Genomic DNA, 25,036 nt, shown 5'->3' on the forward strand with positions numbered 1-25,036 from the left:
TTAAACAGATGAAAGCAGTTATTCGATTTATTCTTGCCCTATTATTTCTTGTCCCCGTGATGGCGCACGCGCAGCAAAAGGGAATCGTGAAGGGGCGCATATTTGACAGTAAAAATAATGAACCGGTTCCTTTTGCCAACGTGGTGATCTGGAAAACGACCATAGGGACGGCGGCCGACGAGAACGGGTATTTCCGGATAGAAAATGTGCCGTTAGGATTCAATCGACTGGAAGTGAGCAGTGTCGGGTATAACACGAAGCTATCGGAAGAATTTATGGTTAACACGGCTTCCGAGCGCACGGTGAACGTGGAGCTGGAGGAGAGTTCGGTGAGCCTTGAACAAGTGACAGTGAAAGCCGATCTCTTCCGCAAAACGGCGGTGAGCCCGATGTCTTTGCAGCGCATCGGGATTGCCGAGATCGAGAAGAACCCCGGCGGGAACCGGGATATATCGAAAGTGCTGCAATCCATGCCCGGCGTGCTTTCATCCCCGGCTTTCCGCAATGACTTTATCGTGCGGGGCGGTGGTCCGAGCGAGAATCGTTTCTACTTGGACGACGTGGAATTACCGAACTTGAACCACTTCGCCACGCAAGGGGCTTCCGGTGGCGTGGTCAGTATCGTGAATATTGATTTCGTGAAAGAGGTGAGCTTTTATTCCGGTGCCTTTCCGGCAGACCGGGGAAACTTGATGAGTTCGTTACTCGACTTCAAACAAATATCCGGGAATCCGGATAAAATAAAAGTACGGGGAACTCTGGGGGCTACCGATTTCGGGGTATCGCTCGACGGTCCGCTCGCCCCGAAAACGACCTTTATCATGTCTGCGCGAAGGAGTTATCTCAAGTTCCTGTTCGACATGATCGGGTTGCCTTTTCTCCCGGTGTACAATGACGTACAGTTCAAGACGACAACGAATCTTTCCCCAAAAAGCGAATTGACGATTCTGGGTATCGGGGCTTACGACGTGAATAATTTGAATAAAAACATGAAAGATCCCGACGATGACCAGAAATACCTGCTCGATTATTTGCCGGAAAGCGTGCAATGGAGTTACACGCTGGGTGCCACGTACAAGTATTACGGGAAGCATTGGAATCATCTTTTCGTGCTCAGCCGGAGCACGTTGCAAAACGAGATCGAGAAGTACAGCCGGAACGACAAGAGTCAACCGAAACTGGTGGACTATACCTCGGGAGAAACGGAAAATAAATTCCGCTTCGAGCACAATCGCCTGACGAGGCAAAACGTGAAACTGAATTTCGGGGCAGGCATCGAGTACGCCACCTACAAGAACAAGACACAAAGGGAACTCTACACGCGAGGAGAGTTACAAAACATCCGCTACGACCGGAATTTCGAGTTTTTCAAATGGTCGCTGTTCGGGCAAGCCAGTAAAAGTTTTTTCCTCGAACGCCTTTCCTTGTCGTTCGGGGCACGGGTAGACGGGAACAGTTACACGTCGGGCATGAGCAACCCGTTGAAACAGTTCTCCCCCCGCCTCTCCCTGTCCTACTCGCTCACGCCGGAATGGTTCGTCAACGCGAGTACGGGGCGTTACTATCAATTGCCTTCCTACACGACCATGGGGTACGCGGACGAAAACGGGGAGTTCGTCAATAAACGGAACGGGGTGAAATATATCGCCACGAACCAATACGCGGCGGGAATAGAGTACCGTCCCGGCACCCGGACACAGATCACGCTGGAAGGTTTCTACAAGACCTACGACAAGTATCCCGTGTCGCTCGCCGACAGCATCGTGCTTGCCAACAAGGGGACGGATTACGTTGCCGTGGGTGACGAACCCGTGAAGTCGCTCGGCGAGGGACGGGCATACGGGGTGGAGCTCATGATACGCACACAAGAATTTTTCGGCATCGTGGCTTCTGCCGCCTATACCTATTTTTACTCGGAATTCAAACAGATGGATCACAACTTGCGCCCGACATCCAAGTATATCCCCAGTAGCTGGGACAACCGTCATATCTTTTCGCTCACCGCCACCCGCAAACTGGGGCTTTGGGATGTCGGCATGAAATGGAGGTACACAAATGGGGCTCCCTTCACTCCCTACGACCGAGAAACGAGTTCACTGATCGTAGCGTGGGATGCCAAGAAGCAACCTTATCTCGATTACTCTCGTTTTAATAGCGAACGGGCATCCTCGTTCCATCAACTGGATATTCGGGTTGACCGGAGCTTCTATTTCAAGAAATGGTCGCTTATCTTGTATGCCGACATACAAAATATATACAACCACAAGACGAAAAGCCCCGATCTCCTTGTCCCGGAAGAGGACGCGAACGGAAGCTACCGGGTAGACCCCGATCGTCCGGGGCACTACCTGATGCGATATATAAAAAATGACACGGGGACATTACTTCCCTCTGTTGGCATAATTGTTGATTTCTAAAGTAAAATAAAATATAAGCCGATTATGAAAAACATTATTTTTGATTTAGGAGGAGTGGTAGTCGAATGGAACGGTGAACGAGTAATCGACTCATTTAAAGGGAATCCGATGTTGATCATGAACATCAAAAACAAGGGATTCTTCAAAGACTATTGGACTCAATTCGACAAAGGAATTCTCGGGCGAGAAGAACTCGTGAACAAAGTATCCGTGCTCACCGGAATATCCGCCAAAGAATGTGATGCTTTCGTGGAACACGTGAAACGCTCGCTGGTACCGATTCCCGAAACAGAAGCGTTAATCAGGCTATTGTCCGCGCAAGGCTACAAACTGTATTGTCTATCCAATATGTCGCTCGACTTTTACGAGTATCTCAAGACGCGGGAAGTGTTCAACTATTTCGACGGGCAGATTATCTCGGCGATAGAACACATGGTTAAACCGGACAGGGAGATTTACGAGTTGATATTGAAACGATATCACTTGAAACCGGAAGAATCACTATTCATAGATGATCTTGCCGCGAATGTCAAAGCCGCACAGGCTCTCGGCATTAACACGGTACATTTCTCGGATAAACAGAAAGGGTACAAGGAAATCAGGGAGAGGTTGGGGAAAAAGGTTTCAAATTTTTCTTCCTGATAAAGTAATAAAAACGACAACAGAGCATAATGCCGGTCAGGGTGAGCCCGAGAGGATAACCCGTCCAAACCCCTTCAATACCCCAATCCAGAACGAAGCCGCAAATGTAAGAAACGGGCAAAGCGACCACGAAGTAGCCGATAAAGGAAATGACAGCCATAGAAGTCACATCCGAAACGCCTCGCAGGGCATTGGCAAAGATAATTTGCAGACTGTCGCCGAATTGGTAAAAAACGAGGATCACCATCAACACGGCAACCAAGTCTACCACCTCTCCCGATGAAGTATATACCAGTCCGATATGTCCCCGTACCGACAGGAAGAATATGGAAACGGTCAAAGCCAACAAAGCTAACAAGTGGACTCCCGCCATGGTTGCCCGTTTCACGCTCGCGATATCTCCCCTACCGTAAAAGTTACTTACCCGTATCGAAACCGCGGACCCGACACCATAATACACCATAAATCCAAGGGTGGATATAGAGGCTACCACCTGATGCGCCGCCAAAGCGACCGTGCCCAGCCAACCGATCATTACCCCGCTGATGCTGAATAACGCGGTTTCCATCCCCATTTGCAAACCGACCATGATTCCCATACGATTCAGCACCCGCAAGTCTCCCGAATTATACGCTGTCCGACGATACCCCACCAAATAACGACGATAGGACAAACGCCGGAAAAACAAGACGGCGAACGCGACAAACATGAATACCCGGGATGCCAGCGTGGATATTCCCGCTCCCGTTAAGCCAAGTGCCGGAAGCCCGAAAGTCCCGTAAATCAGAATCGTGTTCCCGATAATATTCAGCACGTTGGCGGAGAGCATGATCCACATGGAAGTCTTCGTGTCCGTGATGCCGTCGGCAAATTGCTTGAAACTGTTGAACATCATCACGAAAACCAACGAGGCTAACTGTAACAGGAAATAAGGCCGAATGAGCGGCAGTAACTCTTCCGGCTGTCCCATGCGATGGACATTCAAGAAAACCACTCCCATGATCAACGAGAGCAACACCCCGATCATCAAATTAGCCAACAGACTGTTGCGCAAAAGACCGCCTACCCGGAACTTATTCCCCCGACCGAAAAATTGCCCGATCAAAGGAGTCAACCCGTATGAGAAACCCAAGCCGAAAAGAATCGGGATATTGAACACGCTATTCACGAACGAGGAAGCCGCCAGATCAGCCGTACTGAAATGTCCCACCATAATATTATCCACCAACCCGACCACGACAACCCCTAGCTGTCCCAACACGATAGGCACGCCTATCTTAACCGTTTCCGAGTAATGCCGCCCGTATTTCTGTAACCAATTGCTCATGCTGTCCGTTTGAAAACACAAAAATAGAGATATATCCCAAAATATTCTAACTTTGCCCCGAATGATTGTTTCAATTTATAAGGCAAGACTCTGACAGGCGATTTTGAAAAAAATATTTAACCGTTGTCACCCGCGGGTGAATATTATTTGTCTCAAATGTAGGGATGGTATGTGAACAATGAAGATTAAAAAGACAAAAAGAGATGGAGGAAGAGACTAACATGCATTTATTCTCGACAGATGAACGTAGCAAACAACTGTTTACCACGTTTTATCCCGCGTTATGTCTTTTTGCCAACCGCATCTTGAATAATTTTGACGAGGCCGAGGATATCGTTCAAAATGTTTTCATTACCTTGTTACACAAAAAGGTGAAAATAAACAAAATAAACTCACTCAAAGCCTACCTTTACAGTTCGGTACATAACGCTTGTATTAATCACTTGAAGCATCAAGCATATATCACTGAAAAAATGAAAGACTTCGAGCAAGAAGTCTATGAAGAAAACAGTTACCTGCTTCAGCGAATCGAAAGCGAGATTATGGAAGAAATATTCAGTACCATCGAGAAACTTCCGGAAGAATGCCGGAAGGTCTTCAAACTAAGCTACATCGACGGTATGGAGGTTTGTAAAGTTGCCGAAACCCTTCAGATCTCAGAAAACACGGTGAAAACCCAACGCCTGAGAGCACGCAAATTCTTGAAAGAAAATTTAAAAGACTTGTTCCCCTTATTAGTCATTATTTTTCCTTGTTTTTAAAAATCTTCGAAAAAATAATACCCTCTGTCACCCGCGGGTTCAATTCTTTTGTCTTAAGGATAAAAGACGCCATAAAATGAGAAAAGAATCCGACATACAGAAAATTTCCGAACTGATCTTGAAACAGATGAGGCAGGAAATCACGGAAGAAGAAAAACTCTTTCTCGCCAATTGGTTGAAACAATCGAATAAAAACCAAGAATTATACGTTCGTATACAAAACGAAAACTATATACTGGAACAATATCGATTGAAACAAACGATTGACACGGACAAGGCATGGAAACACGTGACTTCCTTTCCCCGAAGACGCGTATCCCGCTATTTCGGGTACGCGGCAACCATTCTCCTTCTTCTCGGTACCTATTTTATTTACCGGATAGAAAGCCGCGCGGAAATAAAGCCAAAAGATGTAGTTGCCATGAAACCGATTCAACCGGGAGTGGGCAAAGCCACCCTCATCGTGTCGAACCGGGAAGAGATACAATTGCACAAGAACTGCCAACTTGAATTAACGGATAATTCCGGGACAAAATACCGGAATGATTCTGCCACGTTATATTACCAAACCGGAACACCCGAGAATACAACCGCCCAAACTGATAATATCCATACCTTGGTTATCGGCAGAGGGGGAGAATACAGCGTCATGCTGGCGGACGGGACGAAAGTACATCTAAATTCCGATTCCAAACTCAGGTATCCGGTTACTTTCACGCGATCCGAACGCCGGGTGTATCTCGAGGGAGAAGCCTATTTTGAAGTCAGTCGGGATGAGCGACACCCGTTTATCGTGGAAGGAAAAGATTTTGCCGTACAGGTACTCGGTACAAGTTTCAATATATCCAACTACAAGGATGATGACGTGTCGCGGGTCGTGTTGCTGGAAGGTAGTGTACAAGTTAAAAAAGCAAACAAAAACTATAAACTGAAACCCGACGAAGCCCTCGAAATAAGCGGGGACGACATCAGCATCAAAAAAACAAACGCCAGAAACGCCATATCGTGGAAAAATGATAAATTTTATTTCTCCAACGAACGGCTGGAAGTCGTCATGATGAAATTGGCAAGGTGGTATGATGTGAACCTGTTCTACACGAATCAAACCATTAAAGATTACCACTTCACGGGTTTCATTCCCAAATATGCCGATATCACAAAAGCATTCCGCGTGTTGGAACTGACCACTGATGTAAAATTTGAGGTAAAAGATCGAACAGTGACTATTATGAGGATATAATAATACAAATTAAATAGCTTATTATTAATTATTTATTGATTCGAAACACGAATCAATTCGGGTGTTGTGTGCATAAATCACACGTATGTAAAAACTTAAAAAAATTACCATGAAGTACAAATTGTTATTATTGCTCTGTTTTTTCACAGTAGCGTTCTTAACTGAAACAGAGGCTTCTGCCAGAAAGAAAAAGAAAGAAACGGCAAAAACTCCTGTCAAAAAAGAAAGTGCTTACGACAAGCTCTTTAAAAAAGACCACACACAAGCAAAAGGACTCATCAATTTACATCGGGTCGATAATAAATTGTATTTTGAACTTCCCCTTCAACTTTTGGGAAAAGACATGTTACTGGGATCGACCGTAACGGAAATCAGTGATAACGGGGATGCCATCGTGGGACAAAAACCCAAAGAGCCGTTGCACATACAATTTACCATGATCGATTCCACGATTCAATTAAGGCAAATTTTCAATTACTCGATCACACGCTCTGAAGATAAAAACATTGCCAATGCCATCGAGAAAGCCAACATCGGGGCTATTATCGGGGTTTACAAGGTTGAGGCCTACAACCCGGACAGCACGGCGGTGGTCTTCGATATCACCAAATTGTTCGTGGGTGATAACAAAGACCTCGAACCGATCGATGATTACGGTGCCAATACTTACGGGGGATATCTGGTCAGAAGCAGCCGCTTCCAGCAAGACAAATCTTTCCTCGGGGAAATCAAGGCATTCGAGGATAATGTTCTCGTGAGGAGCCACCTCTCTTACGAGTGTGATATCCGCGGAGGACAGAACTATTACGAATACAAAAAACCGCTTACGGTAGTAGCAACCCGGAGTATCGTACTCTTGCCGGAAATCCCAGCGAGACCCCGTATCGCGGATCCGCGAGTAGGAATATTCCCGACCATTAAAATCCAATACACGAACACCGACAACAAGGCTGTTAATGTTTTTTACGCCAACCGTTGGAGACTGGAACCATCGGACGAGATCGCCTTCAAAAAAGGACAACTCGTGGAACCGAAAAAGCCGATTGTTTTCTACATCGACGATAATTTCCCGGATATGTGGAAAAAATACATCCACATGGCAGTAGAGGACTGGAATCTGGCATTTGAAAAAATCGGTTTTAAAAAAGCTATCATCGCCAAGGATTTCCCGAAAGACGATCCGGAATTTGACCCGGACAACTTGAAATATTCCTGTGTACGTTATGCCCCGACATGGATGGCTAACGCGATGGGACCGTCATGGACAGACCCCAGAACAGGAGAAATCATTAACGCGTCGGTATATATCTATCACAACTTGATCAGCTTACTGTACAACTGGCGCTTTATCCATACCGCCGCGGCTGATCCGGATGTACGTTACAAGATTCTCCCCGAGCAAGTTATGGGTGAGGCCATTCGATACGCGAGCCGTCATGAAGTGGGGCACTGTCTTGGTTTCATGCACAACATGGCAGCCTCGGCTTCCATTCCGGTCGAAAAACTGAGAGATCCCGAATTTACACAAAGGTACGGTACCACGGCATCCATCATGGACTACGCCCGTTTCAATTATGTCGCACAACCCGGCGATAAAGAAAGAGGCGTGAAATTAACCCCGCCGATTCTGGGAGAATACGATTATTTCCTCATCAAATGGAGTTATTCTCCGCTTTTAGACGCCAACTCTCCCGAAGAGGAAACGACAACATTAAACCAATGGGTGCGCGAAAAAGCCGATGACCCGATGTACAGGTACGGCAAACAACAAATCTGGACACATTATGACCCTAGCTCTCTGTCCGAAGATTTAGGCGACGACGCCATGATTGCGTCCGAATACGGTATCAAGAATTTGAAATACATCCTGTCGAACTTGAATAACTGGTTTACCGACAGCGACAAAGACTACAAGCACAGATTCTCTTTGTACAACGAGATAGTACAACAATACGTGAGATACTTGAATCACGTGTATGCCAATATCGGCGGTATTTACCTGACGGAAAGATACGAGGGAGATCCTCGTCCGAGCTATGAAGCCGTGCCGAAAGAGAAACAAAAACGGGCATTACAATTCATGATGGCACAAGTGAGAGATATCGACTGGATCGAAAATAAAGATTTGTTGAAGAATTTCACGCTTATCGGTTCCCCGAGTTCGGACATCCAATCCGAAGTAGTTTCCCGCATCGTGGACGGGGTAAGCAAACTCCCCCTCTGCGTGGCAAAAACAGATAAAGATCCCTATACCCCGGAAGAATACCTGAACGAGATTTATAACTTCGTGTGGGCTACAACACTAAAAGGCGGAAAAACCCAAGTGGCAGATCGTAAGTTACAAGACGCTTTCGTTTCCGCGTTAATCAGCAAAAGTAGCGGTTCCGGTTCCGGCGGCAGCATCATGATCGGGATTACAGACGCCTTCAAAGCGATCGAAGTTCCCGAATATATCAAACAAAAAAGCATCGAGGATTACGGACACGCCGCACTTGAATATGCCGCTCCTCAAGAAGCTAACGACAACGGAGAGGTCAGCGGATTCGGGTTCCTGCAAGCCGTTAATTACACGACTTCGCCTTCCGTGTCACACATCTATTACGGGATGTTGCTAAAAACCAAGAACCTGTTGGAAAAGAACATAAATCATCCCTCGCTGGAAACCAGAAATCATTACCAATTATTGTTGCGTCGGATTGACAAAGCGATGAAATAGCCTGTAACCTTTTTAGTAATGATAAAAAAAATTGATATGAACAAGATAATGACTCTTCTCATCATTTGCTTCTTGATACCGACACTCGGTACGCAAGCCGCAACGAGAAAGAAGAAAGAGAATAAAACAGAACAGAAGAAGCAAAGCGAATACGACAAACTGTTCAATACACCCGCGTGCAAGACGGTAAAGGGCTTGATCACGTTACACAAAATCGACGGCAAGGTCTATTTTGAATTTCCGTTCTCGTTATTCGGGAAGGAAATGTTACTCGGTTCGACCGTCGAGGAGATTAGCGACAACACGGAAGCACTGGTGGGACAGAAGCCGCACAGACCCCTACATATCTACTTCACCAAAATAGACACGAACGTACAAATGCGCTATGTTTACAACGCTTCGGTCACCAACGCCAAGGACAAAAACATTCAAGAAGCCATCGACAAAGGAAATATCGGTGCTATCGCGAAAATGTTCCCGGTCAAATGCTGGAATAATGATAAATCGGCGGTCGTGTTCGACGTGACAGACTTCCTCGTAAGTGATTTATACGAGATCGATCCTTTCGACCCGTACAGCGCAAGTACCTACGGCGGTTGGATTCAGCGTATCACGAACTTCAAAAAAGACCGTTCGTTTATCGGCGATATCATGGCTTTTGAAGACAACGTATCAATCAGCAGTCACCTTTCCTTCGGGGTAACCATGAGAGCCCTCGGCATGTTCGAGTACCAAACGGACAAACCGTTCTCCGCCCTCGTGAAACGCTCCTTAATCCTATTGCCGGAGAAACCGATGCAACCCCGGATTCTAGACCCGCGCATCGGGGTTTTCTACACGGGGAAAATGAAATTCACGAATGACGACAATGGTTCGGACGTCGTTTACTACGCCCACCGCTGGAGAGTTGAACCCAAGGACATGGAAGCCTACAAGAGAGGAGAGCTTGTAGATGTAAAACAACCGATTATCTTCTACATCGACCCGAATTTCCCGCAAATGTGGATGAAATACATCCGCATGGGAGTGGAAGACTGGAACCGTGCTTTCGAAGAAATCGGATTAAAGAATGTCGTACAAACCAAAATGTTCCCCGTTGACGATCCCGAATTTGACCCGAACAATATTAAATACACCTGTATCCGTTATGCTCCCATTCCCGTGGAAAACGCCATGGGTCCCTCTTGGGTAGACCCGAGAAGCGGGGAGATTCTGAACGCTTCCGTGTACATCTATCACAATCTCGTGAGTCTTCTTTACACGTGGAGAATGTTGCAAACGGCAGCCGTAGACCCGAGCGTAAGGCAGATCACCTTGCCGGAAGAGGTCATGGGTGACGCCATCCGCTACGTCGCACGTCATGAAGTGGGACACTGTTTCGGGTTGATGCACAATATGGCATCCTCTAATGCCTTCCCCACGGACTCTTTGCGTTCCGCCACCTTCACGCAGAAATACGGCACGACTCCTTCCATCATGGATTATGCCCGCTTCAATTACGTGGCACAACCGGGGGACTTGGAAAAAGGGGTAAAACTCACACCGCCTATCATCGGACAATATGATTACTACGCCATAAAATGGATTTACAAGCCTATCCCCGAGGCGAAAACCGCAGAAGAGGAAGTTCCGACGCTGGACAGATGGATCAGTGAAAAAGCCGGAGATCCTATTTACAGGTACGGGAAACAGCAAATCATGTCCCGGTATGATCCGAGTGCCTTGGAAGAAGACTTGGGTGACGATGCCATCAAGTCCGCCACCTACGGTTTGAAGAATTTAAGATACGTCATGGAAAACTTGAACGAATGGGTTGCAGCATCGGACACTGACCTCTCTTTCAGAAATCAGATGTATTATGCCATTCTGAATCAATTCAGAACCTACATGGGACACGTCACTCCTATCATCGGTGGTATCTACCTGAACGAGAAATACGAGGGCGATCCGCGACCGACTTACCAGTCCGTACCGAAAGCAGAACAAAAGCGGGCTTTACAATTTCTGTTGCAATTACAGGAAGATATGTCGTGGCTGGATAACAAAGAAATGCTCAAAAATATCCCGATTATCGGTAATCCCGGAGTGCTTTTCCAGCAAACACTGATCAGCAATCTTATCAGCAACGCTTCCGGCTTAGGGCTATGCATCTCGAAATCAGAAGATCCATACACGGAAGAGGAGTACTTGCAGGATATATACGATTACATTTGGAAACCCACACAAAAAGGTGTCACGCTGAAAAGCCGGGAACGGGAAGCACAATTGACTTTCGTGAAGAGCCTAATCAAAGAATCCAAACTGGATGCCGGAAAAGGCAAGGCAAGAGGCAGTATGAATATCACGAATAACTTGACGCTGGATCAATGGCTGGATCAAAAGATGTTCCAACTCTACGGTTATGTCCCGGAACAAGCAAAATTATCTGCCGACAGCCCGAAACCGGTGCAAGGCGTTGGATTCCAAAGACGGGTAAAAGCGGACTTTCCAAGTATCGCGCACGTGTATTACAATGTTTTGATGAAGACCAAACAACAATTGGAAAAAGCCAAAAACACGGGTAATACCGAAACCCGTAATCATTACGCTTTACTACTGCATCAAATCAACCAAGCTCTCAAAAAGAATTGACAAATAACAGGACGAGGGACTCGAAAAACAGTCTCTCGTCCCTATCTAATTTAATTACAAACATAACAATAGCAAACATGGAAAAAGAGTGTCATCTAAAACAGTTGCTATGCAAGGGGCTGCTAATTCTTTGCCTGCAACTTTTCGTTACCTTGTCCATCTCCGGGGAAAACCTGTACGGACAACAGCACAAAGTAGTGACGGTCAACCTGAAAAACGTAACGTTACTCCACGCGCTGGAATATCTGACAAACGTGGTCGGATGCGAGATTCTCTACAATCACGAACAAGTCAGGTCGGATAAAAAGTTTGACTTGGAAATGACAGACAAAACACTGGAAGAGGTTTTGAATAAATGTCTGGAAGGTACAAGCCTGACATACAAGATCGTGGATAACGTGTTCGTGTTGACCAACCGCACCAAAGAAGAGGAGAAAGCGAAAGAGATAAAAGGTGTCGTTGTAGACGTCAAGGGCGACTCCATCCCGGGTGTTACCGTCATGATCAAAGGAACTACTATCGGAACGAGTACCGATGCAAAAGGTCTGTTCAAAATGACCATTCCCGCCAACTTGAAAGATCTTACGCTCGTTTTCACCTATGTCGGCATGGAAACTCAAGAGGTCCAAGCCGGTAACAAGACAACCTTCAGAATTGTTTTGAAAGAAAAAGAGGAAAGTTTGGACGAAGTTATTGTTACGGGATATTCCAACATCAAAAAATCAAGTTTCACGGGAAGTGCCGTACAATTGAAGAAAGAAGATATCTTGAAAGTGTCCAAACGAAACGTTATCGCCGCACTGTCTACCTACGATCCTTCATTACGAATCATCAAAAACAATGAATGGGGTTCCAACCCGAACAAAGTTCCCGAGTTTTACATTCGCGGACGTTCCAGTATCGGGACAAAAGCACTGGATAAACAAGCGTTGGAAAATAACCCGAACACTCCTACTTTCATCATGGACGGCTTCGAAGTAACGGCAGAGAAAGTGTACGACATGGACCCGGAAAGAATTGAAAGTATCACGATCCTCAAAGACGCTGCCGCAACCGCCATGTACGGTTCCCGCGCTGCCAACGGAGTGATTGTAATCACAACGGTAGCCCCCAAGCCGGGTGAGATCCGTGTAGATTATTCCATGGTCGGCACCCTCGCCATTCCCGACCTGTCCGACTATAATCTTATGAATGCGGCAGAAAAACTGGAAGCAGAACGGCTTGCCGGATACTATGACGAACTTTCGGCACAAAACACGTATTACCAGAAACTGGAAGACGTTGCCCGGGGAGTTGACACCTACTGGATCGGTCAACCTCTCCGTAACTCCTTCAGCCACAAACACAGCATATACATTCAAGGTGGTGTGGAAAGTATTCGTTTCGGGCTGGATCTTTCCTACAACAACAATGACGGAGTTATGAAAGGATCTTTCCGGGATAATATGGGAGCCGGACTAACCTTGGATTATAGATATAAGGATCTACAGATTAAAAACTATATAGCCTACAAATCCAACAAATCCAAAGAATCTCCTTACGGGAACTTTGCAGATTACACGAGACAGTTACCCTATAACGAAATGAAAGATTCCTACGGCAATTATAGTAAAACACTCAAATGGGGAGATTTTGATAAAACCAATCCTCTATACGAGGCCACTCTTGGCAACTATGACAGATCGTCCTATAATGAATTACAAGATAATGTAGGTATCAACTGGTATATTATTGACGGACTACAAATAAAAGGTACTTTCGGCGTAACCAAACAATGGACAAAATCTGACGTTTTCGTGGATCCCCTGTCTCAAAAATCCCAAAATTCAAGTGACCCGTACAATTTATTAAGAGGTTCATTAACAAGATCCAGAGGGAATTTCTTAAGTTGGGATCTATCCGTCATGTTAATTTACAACCGTCAATTACATAAACACAATATAAACGCTACATTAACTTATAACGCCAGAGCTCAAGAAACAGATTCGGAAAGAAGCGAATACAGGGGATTCCCTTCCAGCGATCTGGTATCTCCGGCCTATGCAAAAGAAATCTATCAGAAGCCCACTTTCGCGGACAACGCAACCCGGAATATCGGTTTCCTCGCTTCTGTAAACTATGACTACAATAACATATACGCTCTTGACTTGACGTATCGTCTGGATGGTTCCTCGGAATTCGGAGACAAGAAAAGATGGGGTTCTTTCTATTCCGGTGGTGCAGCCATAAACATTCATAATTACGATTTTTTAAAAGGGAACAAAGTCCTCACCCTATTAAAAATCCGAAGTAATTACGGGCAATTAGGTACTGCTAATTTTGCTCCTTACGAGGCATCTACCCGTTATCTAGCCAATCTTGACAATTGGTACAGTTCCGGGTACGGAGTTTCCCTCATCGCTTTAGGAAACCAAAATCTGGTGTGGCAAAAAACAAATTCTTTAGACCTTGGTATCGAATTTGAGCTATTTGACGGACTTTTCTACGCGAAAGCATCGTGGTATAACAAACAGACGGTAGATATGGTAAATGATGTTACTATTCCTTCTTCTGCCGGTTTCAATTCTTACAAAGAAAATCTCGGAAAGCTTGAAAACAAAGGATTTGAAATTGATGTAAGAAGTGATTTTGTCAGAACGAAAGATTGGGCTGCCTCCGTGTTTTTAAATCTTTCGCACAACAAAGGTAAATTGAAAAAGATATCAAACGCATTGCAGGAATACAACGACAAGGTGAACTCACACTATGACGATTATTATTCTACCCCGGACGAAGAATTGATGAAACCCTTGTTAAAATACGAAGAAGGTCAATCACTGACAGCTATCTGGGGAATGCGATCTCTTGGAATCGATCCGACAAACGGAAAGGATATGCTATTGAACAGAGACGGTAGCATCACTTACGACTACACGGCAGAAAACCAAATCGTACTGGGAGATACGGAACCCGATGCGGAAGGTAATTTCGGTTTAAATTTACGTTATAAAGGTTTTACCTTATTCACTTCATTCAAATTCCAATTCGGGGCACAAAGCTACAACTCCACGTTGGTTTCAAAAGTTGAGAATGTCAACCTGCAATATTATAACGCGGATAAACGCGTATTGTATGACCGTTGGCATGAAATCGGGGATATCGCAAAATACAAAAGCATCAAAGATTACAGTGAAACAACAAGACCGGTTTCCCGCTTCGTGCAGGACGATAATTGGCTGGAACTGACTTCACTCACACTAGGATACGATTTCAGCGAGCATGCATGGATGAAAAAAGCCCGTTTAAAAACGTTACGTGTTGAATTCAACATGAATGATTTGATGCATGTTTCTTCAATAAAGCAGGAGAGAGGACTTTCTTATCCTTTCGCTTATAACATGGGATTCTCATTAAAAATCGGACTTTAATCTAATAAAATACATGACCATGAAAAAAATAATATATATCGCCCTTTGCCTAATAGGATTCTCCGGTTGCGACAACTGGCTGGATGTATCGGCTTCAGACCAGATTAAAGAGAGTCAATTGTTTGAAAACGGGAACGGTTTCAGAAGTGCTTTACTAGGCATATACCAGAATCTTTCAACAGAAGATCTTTACGGTAAAAATATGACGTGGGGATTCATGGATTGCCTCGGACAACTATACGATCCAAAAGCAATAACATTAAACGGTGGTGAACTGGTTCAAGCCCAAAATTACGCATTTGAACATAGTGCCGTCAAACCCGTTATTACTATAATATGGGAATCCATGTACAACTGCATAGCGAATTGCAACAACGTAATCACAAACATAGAACACGCAAGCCCATCTATCTTCGAGTATAAAGAAGAAGAAAAGAATATGATCTTGGGAGAGGCTCTAGCCTTACGCGGATTTATGCACTTCGACCTGCTCAGATTGTTTGCCCCGGCGCCCAAGGCAGGAGCTTCCGGAACATATATTCCCTACTGCACCTCGTACCCCGAAATTCGGAGTCCTAAACTTTCGGTAGATGACTTTTTAAAATTAGTTATTGAAGATTTGGAAAAAGCCCAAGACTTGACGGCTAAATTCGACACACTGCCGGATAATATAAAAGCTATACAAGACGCTTTTTATAGAGTAGGGAAAGCAAATTATTTCCAAGAAAGAGGTATTTTCTGGAGTTATCGCGGGACACGCATGAATTACATGAACGTAACCGCGTTACTGGCAAGAGTCTACATGTACTCCGGACAAATTGACAAGGCGTATGAAGAAGCGAAATACTTACTAGATTTCGAAGGATTGGAATATCCGTCATATAGTTCAAGTTATGACGGAAACTCCAAAAGTAGGGAAGATATCATTCTGGCTTTTTTCAACAAAAATGTTACCGAGATATTTAAACCATGGACAGGTGAAAACGGTTATCTGAAAATCCGGAATGTAGAAGATTTATTCGAAGGCGAAACTACCGACCGCCGCTATTCAAAAATGACAACGGAAATAGCCAAAGGTACCCGGATTTCAGCCAAATATGTAGGTTATGAAGACCCTTCTAAAGAAAGAGATAACGGTCCGCTCATTCCCGTCATAAGAAAAGCCGAAATGTATTATATCGCTTGCGAATATTTTTTGCAACACAAAAAAGTGGATGAAGCAAAAGCATTACTGGCCGAATTGCGAGAAGAACGCGGTAACGGAAAACCTCTTCCTGAATTATCCGAAAGTCAATTTATCGAAACGATGCTTTTAGACGCAAGACGAGAGTTAATGAGCGAAGGACAACTTTTCTTCCTGTATAAATATTATAATCTTCCTATTTGGGATGGCAAGACAAACCCGGCAATCACCGCCAAGTTCGTATTACCCGTTCCCGCCAGTGAAAATATCTAATTCATAAAATTACCGATTATGAAAAAATATCTTGTAATACTCATTTGTCTGTTCACGATATGCAGTTGTACAGAAGAAGAATCACCCTATTATGAAGGCGGGCATTACATCTATTTCCGCAACAGCTACACCTCGGATAGTATTGAAATGTCATTCTTTTTCTATCCCGGGCAGGATAAAGTACCCGTGTGGTTAAAACTCGAATCCGGAGGGGATATCTTTACAAAGGATGTACCTGTCAAATTCTCCGTGGATAAAGATTTGTCAACCGCGGCAGAAGAAGATTACGACCTCCCGACAGATGCCGTATTCCACGCCGGACACCAGAAAGATTCCACACAACTATTCTTGAATTACACGCCCAAACTGGATGACAAAAGATTTAAGCTCGTCGTGAATCTGGATGCATCCGACGCTTATACCCCGGGACCGAAACTATACCGGAAAGCCGTAATTATTTTTACAGCCATTCCCTCTCGTCCCGAATGGTGGGATTCTGACATTGAAAAAGTTTATCTCGGCAAGTATTCTGATCTCAAGTACGAAACACTCATGAGCGTCACGAAAGTTTCTGATTGGTCTAATCTTGAATCGCCCGAAAAACGGGCATTGGCACTACAATTCAAATACTACCTGCAAAAGTGCGCGGAAGACCCTGAAATAGGTCCCGTTTTAGATGAAGACGGTCGACCGATGACTGTAACTGTAATTGGATAAATAAAAATAAGACTATGAAAAAGATATATATTTGGATTTTATCATTGTCTGTCCTGATTTTAGGATGTATGGATGATAAAGGTAATTATAGCTATTCAGAACTGAACAAAATCACGATAGATAATATCGCATGGAGCAACAGTATTAACTATGGAGATCCCTTGAACATAACTCCCGAATTATCTTTCTCTCTCGATAGCGTCAATGTAAGTTTAAGTTACGAATGGATTGTCAACGGTGTGGTTATAGATAGTACCTCTCCCGAACTCCATATCGAAAGTTTCAAAGAATTTGTCGGAAACCGGCGTTGTTATTTCCGCGTGGAAGATAACAGCACGGGTATGAAATACACGGCAGAATTCATGGTAAATGTTTCCGGCACATATCAAGCCGGTTGGCTTATATTATCGGAAAAAGATAACAAATCCTACCTCTCCTATGTCAAAGAACAAAAGAAAGAGGATGACGATGGCAATCTTATTGAAATCGTATACGGAGAAGAAACCGATGTCTACAAAAATGTCAACGGAACCGATCTTGGCTCCGAACCGATAAAATTACTCGAACATTGGAGCTCAAACTATTCGTCCATTGGAGAGATCCTAGTGTTACAAAAATCCGGTTCCGTGGAATTAGACGGTAGTGCCCTCACGAAGGCTGTTGACACGGAGCTGGAATTCCTTGGAGAAACATATCCCGCCAATTTCGTACCTAAGGATGCCCTTTATCCCGAAATATGCGGTTACTTGCTTTCCGAAGACGGAAATGTATACAGTCGTCGGAATGATGTCCCAAAAGAATATCATTCGGGACGCTTCATGGCGGAACCAATGCGGGCAAGCGGCGGCATGCGTATCAGCCATTTCATCCCGACCTTATATTTGAATAGCAAATGTATACTCATGTTTGACGAACTCAATCATCGCTATTTAGCCTGCATGGATACGGATTACGAACCCAAATTATGCGGGGAACCCACCGTTATCTCGCATAAAGATTATCCCGACGATTTTTCCGACCTTAATAATATGACACGGGAAATTGTATTTGCGGCAAGCTATGAAAACCCGGATCCTTGGGCTGACTATGAAAACAGCGTATTTTCAATTTTGTATGACAGAACTGAAAACCAATACTATATGCAGAATTTCGGCATAGGTGCTGTATGGTATACAGGAGCAATCAACATCACTCCCGACTACGAAATACCTTTCCCGGACGGAGATATGTTGAACGGAAATAATGTTTTTGCCATTTCCCGGAAAACTCCTTATTTCTTCTTTTCAGCAGGAGCCAATCAAGAGAAATTATACTGGAGAGATATGAATGATAAAACCGGAAAAGCACACCTTTTCGACATTGACTTTGAAGGGCATAGCATCACTTCAATCGCAGTTGCCATGAACGGCGACAGAATAGGCGTCGGTCTGGACAATGGAATATTTTACCTCATTGACGCAACAGATGTAGGAATCTGGAAAAGCAATGTTCTATATAAAACAAAGAACGACATGGGTAAAATAAAACATGTTATCTTTAAAAGCGGAGCAAGAAGCGTATTCATGTGGGGCGAAGAATAGATAAAAACTCTGTCCGTCACCGGCTTTCTTTGTAAACAAGAACCGGCGGCGGACAGCCCTCAATCTTAAATCTAAAATTTAAAATCGTAAATCACATATACCCTTTCTCCTTCAACATCCCCTGTATCTTCATCGCGATCTGCATTCCCCATTGTTGCCCTACTTTCATACTTTCGGACATGATTCCCGGTTGTGCGGCAGCCATTTTCTTACCCACGGGTGTTTCATAGAATTTGATAATACCTTCCAAATCAGCCTGTGTCAAGTGTTTCGAATAAACCGGAGCCAACATACCGACAACATCGTCCATGATGGTTTTCATAATTTCCGCCTCGGCTGTTTTCCAAAATTCCTCGGGTACATTCGGCAATTGTTGCTTCATCATGGCAAACATTTGCGGAACGACCATTTTGAACGTAGCATCACCGCCGGAAACGGTGATCATCTTTTTCAACGTCTCTACATATTCTTTTGAAGGTTGGGTCTGAGGAGCTTTTGCCTCCGCGACACTCCACAAACACAAGGATAACGCGATTAATAACAAAATTCTTTTCATATTCTTTTAATTTTTAAATAGTGTAACAAAGGTATCTTTTTCATATAAAATTCATACCTTGCAGACTGAAAAATAAAGAGCTGACCTATGAAATATGTATTTACACTTGTTGTATCTCTATTATTAGCATGCGGAACGTTATTCGCGAACGGGCCGTTATTACAGAAATTACAGCAAATCAAAGAGATATCCGATATACGGGAATTAAAAGTTCCTCCCTATAGCGAATATTACGAGTTTTGGTACGAACAACCGATCGACCATAACAATCCCGCGAAAGGCACATTCAAACAACGGGTGTTGCTCGGGCATCGGGACTTCAAAGCGCCCATGGTGGCAATCTTGGAAGGATACGGGATATATTCTCCCACCGAAAGCGAGTTATCGCAATTATTCAAGACAAACCAACTCACGATAGAACACCGTTTCTTCAACAACAGCAAGCCCGCCGGGGAAACTCCTTGGTCGGACTTGACGCTGAAACAAGCGGCTACCGACCAACACGAGATCATCCAAAGTTTGCGCCAAAAGGTATACCCCGACACGAGATGGATATCAACCGGTATCAGCAAAGGCGGACAGACCACCGTCTACCACCGTTACTTCTACCCGGAGGACGTGGAAGTCAGCGTACCTTATGTTGCCCCGATTAACCTAGAGAAAGTGGACCCCCGTTTAGAGAAATTCCTTTCTAAACTCGGCGATACCCCGGAAAACAGACATTTGCTCGAAGGTGGCGGTAAAGAAACCAAATGGCAAATCTTCGATTTCCAGAAAAAATGTTTCGAGAACCTCAACAAATTATTACCCATGCTGGAAGAAACGGCACGTTCAAGAGGCTATACATTCGAAAAAGCAGGCGGCACGGAGCGGGCATTGAAATTAATCATCATGGAATTCCCGTTTGCATTCTGGCAATGGGGCAATAACATCAACGATATGCCACAACCGGAAGTGGAAGACTTCGAACAGATATACAATTATCTTGTCCGCATCTCGTCACCGGATTTCTTCAGTGACCAATCCATCAGAGACATCGAGGCCTTCTATTACGCCGCACTGACCGAAACGGGCATGTACGCGTACAACATCAAGCCCTTCAAAAAATATTTCAAAGAAGAAAAGGACAACATAATCACCTTTGACTTCGCTATGCCCAAGGGATACGAGAATACGCCTTTCAACACGAAACAATTACATGACATAAATAACTGGCTACAAACAAAAGCGGAAAATATGCTCTTTATCTACGGGGGAATAGACCCGTGGAGTGCTACCGCCGTTGACTTGAAAAAGAATACCAAGTGTGCCAAATACATAAAAGCGGATATGGATCACAAATGCCGTATCAAAGACTTCGAAAACCTTACTCGCGACGCCATCCTAAAGACCTTGAAAGCATGGATCAAGGGTGTCGAAGTGGAAAATGAAGCGGAAGAAGAAGTCCTATTCTACTAACTGGCGAATAATCGCATCCGTAGCACCCAATTGTTTATTGACAAACTTTAAAGCACTTTGCCCGGCCGCCTCAGCGATAGCCGGGCTATTTATTAACGAGTCGAGCAAGGACGTGAATTGTTCCTTATCCTTGATCGAGAACGCTCCCCCGCAATCAATCAAGTCTACCGCTTCTTTGAATTTATGATACTTGGGACCGAAAATCACCGGGATTCCGTATATCGCAGCTTCCAACGTGTTGTGGATACCCTTACCGAAACCGCCGCCGATATAGGAAATGGAACCATACCGGTATATAGACGACAGCACCCCGATAGTATCGACCACAAGTACTTGACATTTCGTCACATCGGCATTTTCATCCGTGTAACGTGCCACGGGTTTATGACACTTGTTCAGAATATCACGGATATGCCCCTCCCCGATCTCGTGAGGCACGATAATCCATTTAAAGCCCCCTTCCTGTTTATTGATATAATCCATGATAATCTCCTCGTCCCCCGGCCACGTACTCCCGCAAACCACGGCACGGCGGTCATTACAGAACGCTTCCACTTTCTCGATTCGTTTTGCCGCATCCGCGATCTGTTTCACGCGATCAAAACGGGTATCTCCCGTCTGTTGCACGTGGGTAATCCCGATAGAGGCGAGCAACTTAACGGATTCCTCGTCCTGCACGTAAAGGCGGGTAAAGAAACGTAACATCCGGCGGTACAGTCCACCCCACTTTTTGAAAAAAGGCTGCTCCCGGCGGAAGATAGCAGATATCAAATAAGTCGGCACTTCACGTTCGTGCAACTCCCGGAGATAATTATACCAGTACTCGTATTTCACGAACACGGCAGCATCGGGATGCCATATTTCCATAAAGCGACGGGCATTTGCCGGGGTATCCGTCGGCAAATAGAATATATAATCCGCCCCGGGATAATTCTTCCGAATCTCGTAACCTGAGGGGGAGAAAAAAGTCAACAATATCTTCGTGTAAGGCTCTCTCTCTTTCAACTTCTCGATCACCGGACGTCCTTGCTCAAACTCCCCGAGCGAGGAGGCATGAAACCACACCAATCGTCCTTTTTCCCGTCCTGCCGCTTCCATCCGTTTCCATATTCCCTTTCTTCCCTTCACCCACAAAGCCGCCTTCTCGTTAAACAGAGAAGCAATACCAATAGCGCCGCGATAAGCGATAATCCCGAAATTATACCCCAACATATTATTTTAGATTTTAAATTTTAGATTTTAGATTGAATATCAAGAGTATCTTCAATTTAAAATTTAAAATTTACAATTTACAATCTGTTTTCGGCTTCAAAGGTATAAAATTTCTCGCCCAATGGTATAACTTTTGTAAATAACGTTAAGCCGGGAATAATGAACGGGTTATTCCATTAAATTTACTGTCGGTTAAAAAAGAATGTGCCAGTATAACAATAAAATTATCAGGTTATGAAGATCAGATGTTTATTAACGTGTATAGTAAGCCTTGTCATCGTTTTTCCCCTGCAAGCGCAGGTAGGCAAAGAGATGAAAGCGTTCCGTAACAAGGAAGGCATAACCGTGACGATGCTAACCCCATCGCTTTATAAACTGTATAAACAAAGCGATATGTCTATCGCCGCGGAAGAAGCCTTGAATAACATGAAAGAAATCAACGTGATGTACGTTGACAAAAAACGGGCAACCCCTAAAGTAGTCGAAGAAATCAACCAAAGACTAATCCCGATCATGGAAAACGAGTCCAAGTACACTCTCGTACGCAGCCATCAAGGCGTATACGGTCAGGAGCGTCTGTACGTGACACAGAACAACGAGCAGATCACGGCATTAGTATTATGGAACGAAGAAAAAGAACAGCTCTCCGTGATTGAATTAAAGGGAAATATCGACTTGGATAATGTGGATGAGATCGCTGCGGCTCTCAATGTGAAAGGACTTGACAGACTGGCATACATCAACACTCCCGCCGAAGGCAGTTCTTTCGCCGAGAGGATGGGCAACCCGATGGACCTGCTCAAACGGATGGAAGAGAGATTCGGGGTTAAGAGAGATTCGCTCTTCGGCGAAGATCCTTTCGGAACCCTGCGGGAACGATTCGGGAATATGGGCAGCATGGAAGATATGATGAAACGTGCAGAAGAGGCATTCCGCAACATGGGCAGCATGTTCAACGGGATGGACGGCATGTCCGAATCTATTTCCAACGGTCTGGAAGTCATCCGCGAGAACGGTAAAACCCGTATCAAAGTAAACGCTACCAATTCAGAACTCGCGTACTTGATCGACGGGGTAGAATATGCCGCCGACAGCTTGAAAAACGGGATACCGGAGGAGATTGCCAACGTGATTATGGTCACCGAACCGGGCAATGCGAAAAAGTCCCACGTGATCATCAACACGCTGAAAAAATCAGGGCAATTCATCAGCTATTCCAACGGTGTCTTGAAATACAAATACAAAAATCAGGAATTTACGGTCAATCCGGAGAAACTGTCCGAACCGTCATTACTCGTCAACAATCGGCTCACGAGAACATTCAACGTCGACCCGATGCAAATTATTCAAATACGCCCGGCAACGGAAATCGAGCGAAAAATACTTAACGCTCCGTCCGCCCAAGTAGTTATTGTTACAGACGAAATGAATTTCGGGTTCTAACATTTTTTCCTTATTCTCGTATAGCAGTTAGTAGAAAATAGACTAACACAATTTATACACTATGAGACTGGCTGCTATGACGAGGACAGGATGTATCCTGTCATTTATTATTTTCACACTTATAACTTTGGCGGGGAAAGCTGCCCCGCCACAAGTCAACAAACCTTACAAAAGGACTAGCAATGCCCCGAACCTGCAACAGACACTTCCCTCGAACGACGAATGGTGGAAACTGTTCAGAGATCCCATACTCGACACGCTGATTGACAAAGCGGTAATCAAAAACTATGACGTCCGTAACGCAATCCGCAAAATAGAACTGGCTAAAGCCAAATTACGGGTAGACCGGAGTCCTTATTACCCGACCATCTACTTCTCGGGTAGTTACGCGCCGGAAAAGAGCAGTCTTAGCGCCGACAAGAAAAACATCATCGAACGGGTGGGAAGCGCCACGGTCAATTTGAACTGGGAACTCGACGTTTTCGGACGAATCCGTAAAGAAAGTTCCTCACAGAAAGAGTTCTATCTCGCCGCCCAAGAAGACTACCGGGGAGTTATGGTATCACTTGCCGCCCAGTTGTCCACGGCATACGTCAATCTGCGTTGCGCCCAGAAGCAACTCGAAGTGACTCAAAGGAATATCGAATCCCAAAAACAGGTCATGGAACTCACGGAATCCAAACTAAACGTGGGACTCGCATCCCGGCTCGACGTGGCTCAGGCAAAAAGTCTTTACCTGCAAACAAAAGCATCCCTTCCGGGTATCGAATCAACTATCGCGCAACAAATAAACCTGATCGGGGTATTGATCGGGGAACATTCCGTTCAGATTCGGGATTCCCTGTTCAGAACACACCCGCTCCCGGAAAACCCGAGAGCGGCAGCCGTCGGGATTCCCGCGAACCTGATCCGCCAACGACCGGATGTACGTTCGGCAGAAAGAACTATCGACGGACTGGCCGAAGCCGTCGGGGCAAGCCGTGCCGACTGGTGGCCGAAATTTCTCGTGACAGGTTACATCGGTTACGCTTCCGAGAACTTCGAACACTTCACGGACAAGGAAAACATGATATGGCAAATTGCTCCCTCTATCAAGTGGACGATATTCAGCGGTCGTAACCTCGTGGAATCCAAAAAATCAGCACAAATCCAATTGGATGAAGAGATCAACTCGTACAACCAGACCTTGCTCACCGCCTTACAGGAAGTGGACAACGCGCTGGTAACTTACAACAAATCCCTCTCGCAAATCTCCGCCCTGAACGATGCTTACCAGCAATCACAATTAACACTGGATCTGGCGATAGAACAATATAAAAACGGTCTGACAAGCTACCAGAATGTGCTCACGTCACAATTGAGCCTGCTGAATTACGAAAATTCCCTCGTGGAAGCGCGGGCAGCGTCACTCCGTTACTTGATAGAACTCTATCAGGCTCTTGGCGGAGGATGGCCTGTGGAATAATTTTAGAT

At 44.9% G+C, this 25,036-nt stretch carries 16 protein-coding genes; 13 read left to right on the forward strand and 3 right to left on the reverse strand.

The features are described 5' to 3' along the window. Positions 1-8: 8 nt before the first annotated feature. On the forward strand, positions 9-2,417 hold the full coding sequence (locus Q5866_RS02395) for a TonB-dependent receptor (RefSeq protein WP_303178543.1): 2,409 nt from the start codon (positions 9-11) through the stop codon (positions 2,415-2,417). A gap of 24 nt (positions 2,418-2,441) precedes the next feature. Beyond that, positions 2,442-3,059 carry an HAD family phosphatase gene (locus Q5866_RS02400; RefSeq protein ID WP_227216878.1) on the forward strand — a complete coding sequence of 206 codons (618 nt, stop codon included), beginning with the start codon at positions 2,442-2,444 and terminating at the stop codon, positions 3,057-3,059. Here the strand turns inward: Q5866_RS02400 and Q5866_RS02405 are convergent. Next, entirely contained in the window at positions 3,016-4,386 is a 1,371-nt protein-coding gene (locus Q5866_RS02405) for an MATE family efflux transporter (RefSeq protein ID WP_303178545.1), read from the reverse strand. The genes Q5866_RS02400 and Q5866_RS02405 overlap by 44 nt on opposite strands. A 203-nt stretch (positions 4,387-4,589) precedes the next feature. Between Q5866_RS02405 and Q5866_RS02410 the strand changes: the two genes are divergently transcribed. The 8 genes from Q5866_RS02410 to Q5866_RS02445 all read left to right on the forward strand — a co-directional run bounded on the left by Q5866_RS02410 (position 4,590) and on the right by Q5866_RS02445 (position 18,894). Then, positions 4,590-5,147 carry an RNA polymerase sigma factor gene (locus tag Q5866_RS02410; RefSeq protein ID WP_099291132.1) on the forward strand — a complete coding sequence of 186 codons (558 nt, stop codon included), beginning with the start codon at positions 4,590-4,592 and terminating at the stop codon, positions 5,145-5,147. A 76-nt stretch (positions 5,148-5,223) separates the two neighbouring features. After that, a complete protein-coding gene (locus tag Q5866_RS02415; RefSeq protein ID WP_303178546.1) occupies positions 5,224-6,387 on the forward strand; it encodes a FecR family protein in 1,164 nt (387 codons plus the stop codon). Positions 6,388-6,496: 109 nt separating this feature from the next. After that, on the forward strand, positions 6,497-9,103 hold the full coding sequence (locus Q5866_RS02420) for a zinc-dependent metalloprotease (RefSeq protein WP_303178548.1): 2,607 nt from the start codon (positions 6,497-6,499) through the stop codon (positions 9,101-9,103). Positions 9,104-9,139: 36 nt separating this feature from the next. Further along, complete coding sequence (locus tag Q5866_RS02425; RefSeq protein ID WP_303178550.1) at positions 9,140-11,734, forward strand: zinc-dependent metalloprotease; 2,595 nt, start codon at positions 9,140-9,142, stop codon at positions 11,732-11,734. 77 nt (positions 11,735-11,811) lie between these two features. After that, positions 11,812-15,141 (forward strand): SusC/RagA family TonB-linked outer membrane protein, encoded by a 3,330-nt coding sequence (locus Q5866_RS02430; protein WP_186974727.1) that lies wholly within the window; start codon positions 11,812-11,814, stop codon positions 15,139-15,141. 19 nt (positions 15,142-15,160) lie between these two features. Beyond that, positions 15,161-16,597 carry a RagB/SusD family nutrient uptake outer membrane protein gene (locus Q5866_RS02435; protein WP_303178552.1) on the forward strand — a complete coding sequence of 479 codons (1,437 nt, stop codon included), beginning with the start codon at positions 15,161-15,163 and terminating at the stop codon, positions 16,595-16,597. Positions 16,598-16,615: 18 nt separating this feature from the next. Then, on the forward strand, positions 16,616-17,314 hold the full coding sequence (locus Q5866_RS02440) for a DUF4843 domain-containing protein (protein WP_186974729.1): 699 nt from the start codon (positions 16,616-16,618) through the stop codon (positions 17,312-17,314). A gap of 14 nt (positions 17,315-17,328) precedes the next feature. Next, entirely contained in the window at positions 17,329-18,894 is a 1,566-nt protein-coding gene (locus tag Q5866_RS02445; protein ID WP_303178554.1) for a PKD-like family lipoprotein, read from the forward strand. Positions 18,895-18,985: 91 nt separating this feature from the next. Here the strand turns inward: Q5866_RS02445 and Q5866_RS02450 are convergent, their stop codons facing one another. Next, on the reverse strand, positions 18,986-19,450 hold the full coding sequence (locus Q5866_RS02450; protein WP_099291140.1) for a DUF2059 domain-containing protein: 465 nt from the start codon (positions 19,448-19,450) through the stop codon (positions 18,986-18,988). A gap of 87 nt (positions 19,451-19,537) precedes the next feature. Between Q5866_RS02450 and Q5866_RS02455 the strand changes: the two genes are divergently transcribed. After that, positions 19,538-20,908 carry a S28 family serine protease gene (locus Q5866_RS02455; protein WP_186974731.1) on the forward strand — a complete coding sequence of 457 codons (1,371 nt, stop codon included), beginning with the start codon at positions 19,538-19,540 and terminating at the stop codon, positions 20,906-20,908. Here the strand turns inward: Q5866_RS02455 and Q5866_RS02460 are convergent. After that, positions 20,897-22,120 (reverse strand): 3-deoxy-D-manno-octulosonic acid transferase, encoded by a 1,224-nt coding sequence (locus Q5866_RS02460; protein WP_303178557.1) that lies wholly within the window; start codon positions 22,118-22,120, stop codon positions 20,897-20,899. The genes Q5866_RS02455 and Q5866_RS02460 overlap by 12 nt on opposite strands. Before the next feature lie 234 nt (positions 22,121-22,354). On the opposite strand from Q5866_RS02460, the gene Q5866_RS02465 reads away from it, so the two are divergent. Both Q5866_RS02465 and Q5866_RS02470 read left to right on the forward strand, forming a co-directional pair. Further along, positions 22,355-23,563, forward strand: a complete 1,209-nt coding sequence (locus tag Q5866_RS02465; protein ID WP_303178559.1) for a DUF4252 domain-containing protein — start codon at positions 22,355-22,357, stop codon at positions 23,561-23,563. Between the two features lie 61 nt (positions 23,564-23,624). After that, a complete protein-coding gene (locus tag Q5866_RS02470) occupies positions 23,625-25,028 on the forward strand; it encodes an efflux transporter outer membrane subunit (protein ID WP_186974733.1) in 1,404 nt (467 codons plus the stop codon). Positions 25,029-25,036: the final 8 nt, after the last annotated feature.

This window comes from uncultured Butyricimonas sp., assembly GCF_959596855.1.
Lineage (GTDB): Bacteria > Bacteroidota > Bacteroidia > Bacteroidales > Marinifilaceae > Butyricimonas > Butyricimonas muris.

Excerpts from the sequence above, each read along its gene's own strand:
- Q5866_RS02395 (WP_303178543.1), top strand. The coding sequence starts at position 9 with ATGAAAGCAGTTATTCGATTTATTCTTGCCCTATTATTTCTTGTCCCC.
- Q5866_RS02400 (WP_227216878.1), top strand. The coding sequence starts at position 2,442 with ATGAAAAACATTATTTTTGATTTAGGAGGAGTGGTAGTCGAATGGAAC.
- Q5866_RS02405 (WP_303178545.1), bottom strand. The coding sequence starts at position 4,386 with ATGAGCAATTGGTTACAGAAATACGGGCGGCATTACTCGGAAACGGTT.
- Q5866_RS02410 (WP_099291132.1), top strand. The coding sequence starts at position 4,590 with ATGGAGGAAGAGACTAACATGCATTTATTCTCGACAGATGAACGTAGC.
- Q5866_RS02415 (WP_303178546.1), top strand. The coding sequence starts at position 5,224 with ATGAGAAAAGAATCCGACATACAGAAAATTTCCGAACTGATCTTGAAA.
- Q5866_RS02420 (WP_303178548.1), top strand. The coding sequence starts at position 6,497 with ATGAAGTACAAATTGTTATTATTGCTCTGTTTTTTCACAGTAGCGTTC.
- Q5866_RS02425 (WP_303178550.1), top strand. The coding sequence starts at position 9,140 with ATGAACAAGATAATGACTCTTCTCATCATTTGCTTCTTGATACCGACA.
- Q5866_RS02430 (WP_186974727.1), top strand. The coding sequence starts at position 11,812 with ATGGAAAAAGAGTGTCATCTAAAACAGTTGCTATGCAAGGGGCTGCTA.
- Q5866_RS02435 (WP_303178552.1), top strand. The coding sequence starts at position 15,161 with ATGAAAAAAATAATATATATCGCCCTTTGCCTAATAGGATTCTCCGGT.
- Q5866_RS02440 (WP_186974729.1), top strand. The coding sequence starts at position 16,616 with ATGAAAAAATATCTTGTAATACTCATTTGTCTGTTCACGATATGCAGT.
- Q5866_RS02445 (WP_303178554.1), top strand. The coding sequence starts at position 17,329 with ATGAAAAAGATATATATTTGGATTTTATCATTGTCTGTCCTGATTTTA.
- Q5866_RS02450 (WP_099291140.1), bottom strand. The coding sequence starts at position 19,450 with ATGAAAAGAATTTTGTTATTAATCGCGTTATCCTTGTGTTTGTGGAGT.
- Q5866_RS02455 (WP_186974731.1), top strand. The coding sequence starts at position 19,538 with ATGAAATATGTATTTACACTTGTTGTATCTCTATTATTAGCATGCGGA.
- Q5866_RS02460 (WP_303178557.1), bottom strand. The coding sequence starts at position 22,120 with ATGTTGGGGTATAATTTCGGGATTATCGCTTATCGCGGCGCTATTGGT.
- Q5866_RS02465 (WP_303178559.1), top strand. The coding sequence starts at position 22,355 with ATGAAGATCAGATGTTTATTAACGTGTATAGTAAGCCTTGTCATCGTT.
- Q5866_RS02470 (WP_186974733.1), top strand. The coding sequence starts at position 23,625 with ATGAGACTGGCTGCTATGACGAGGACAGGATGTATCCTGTCATTTATT.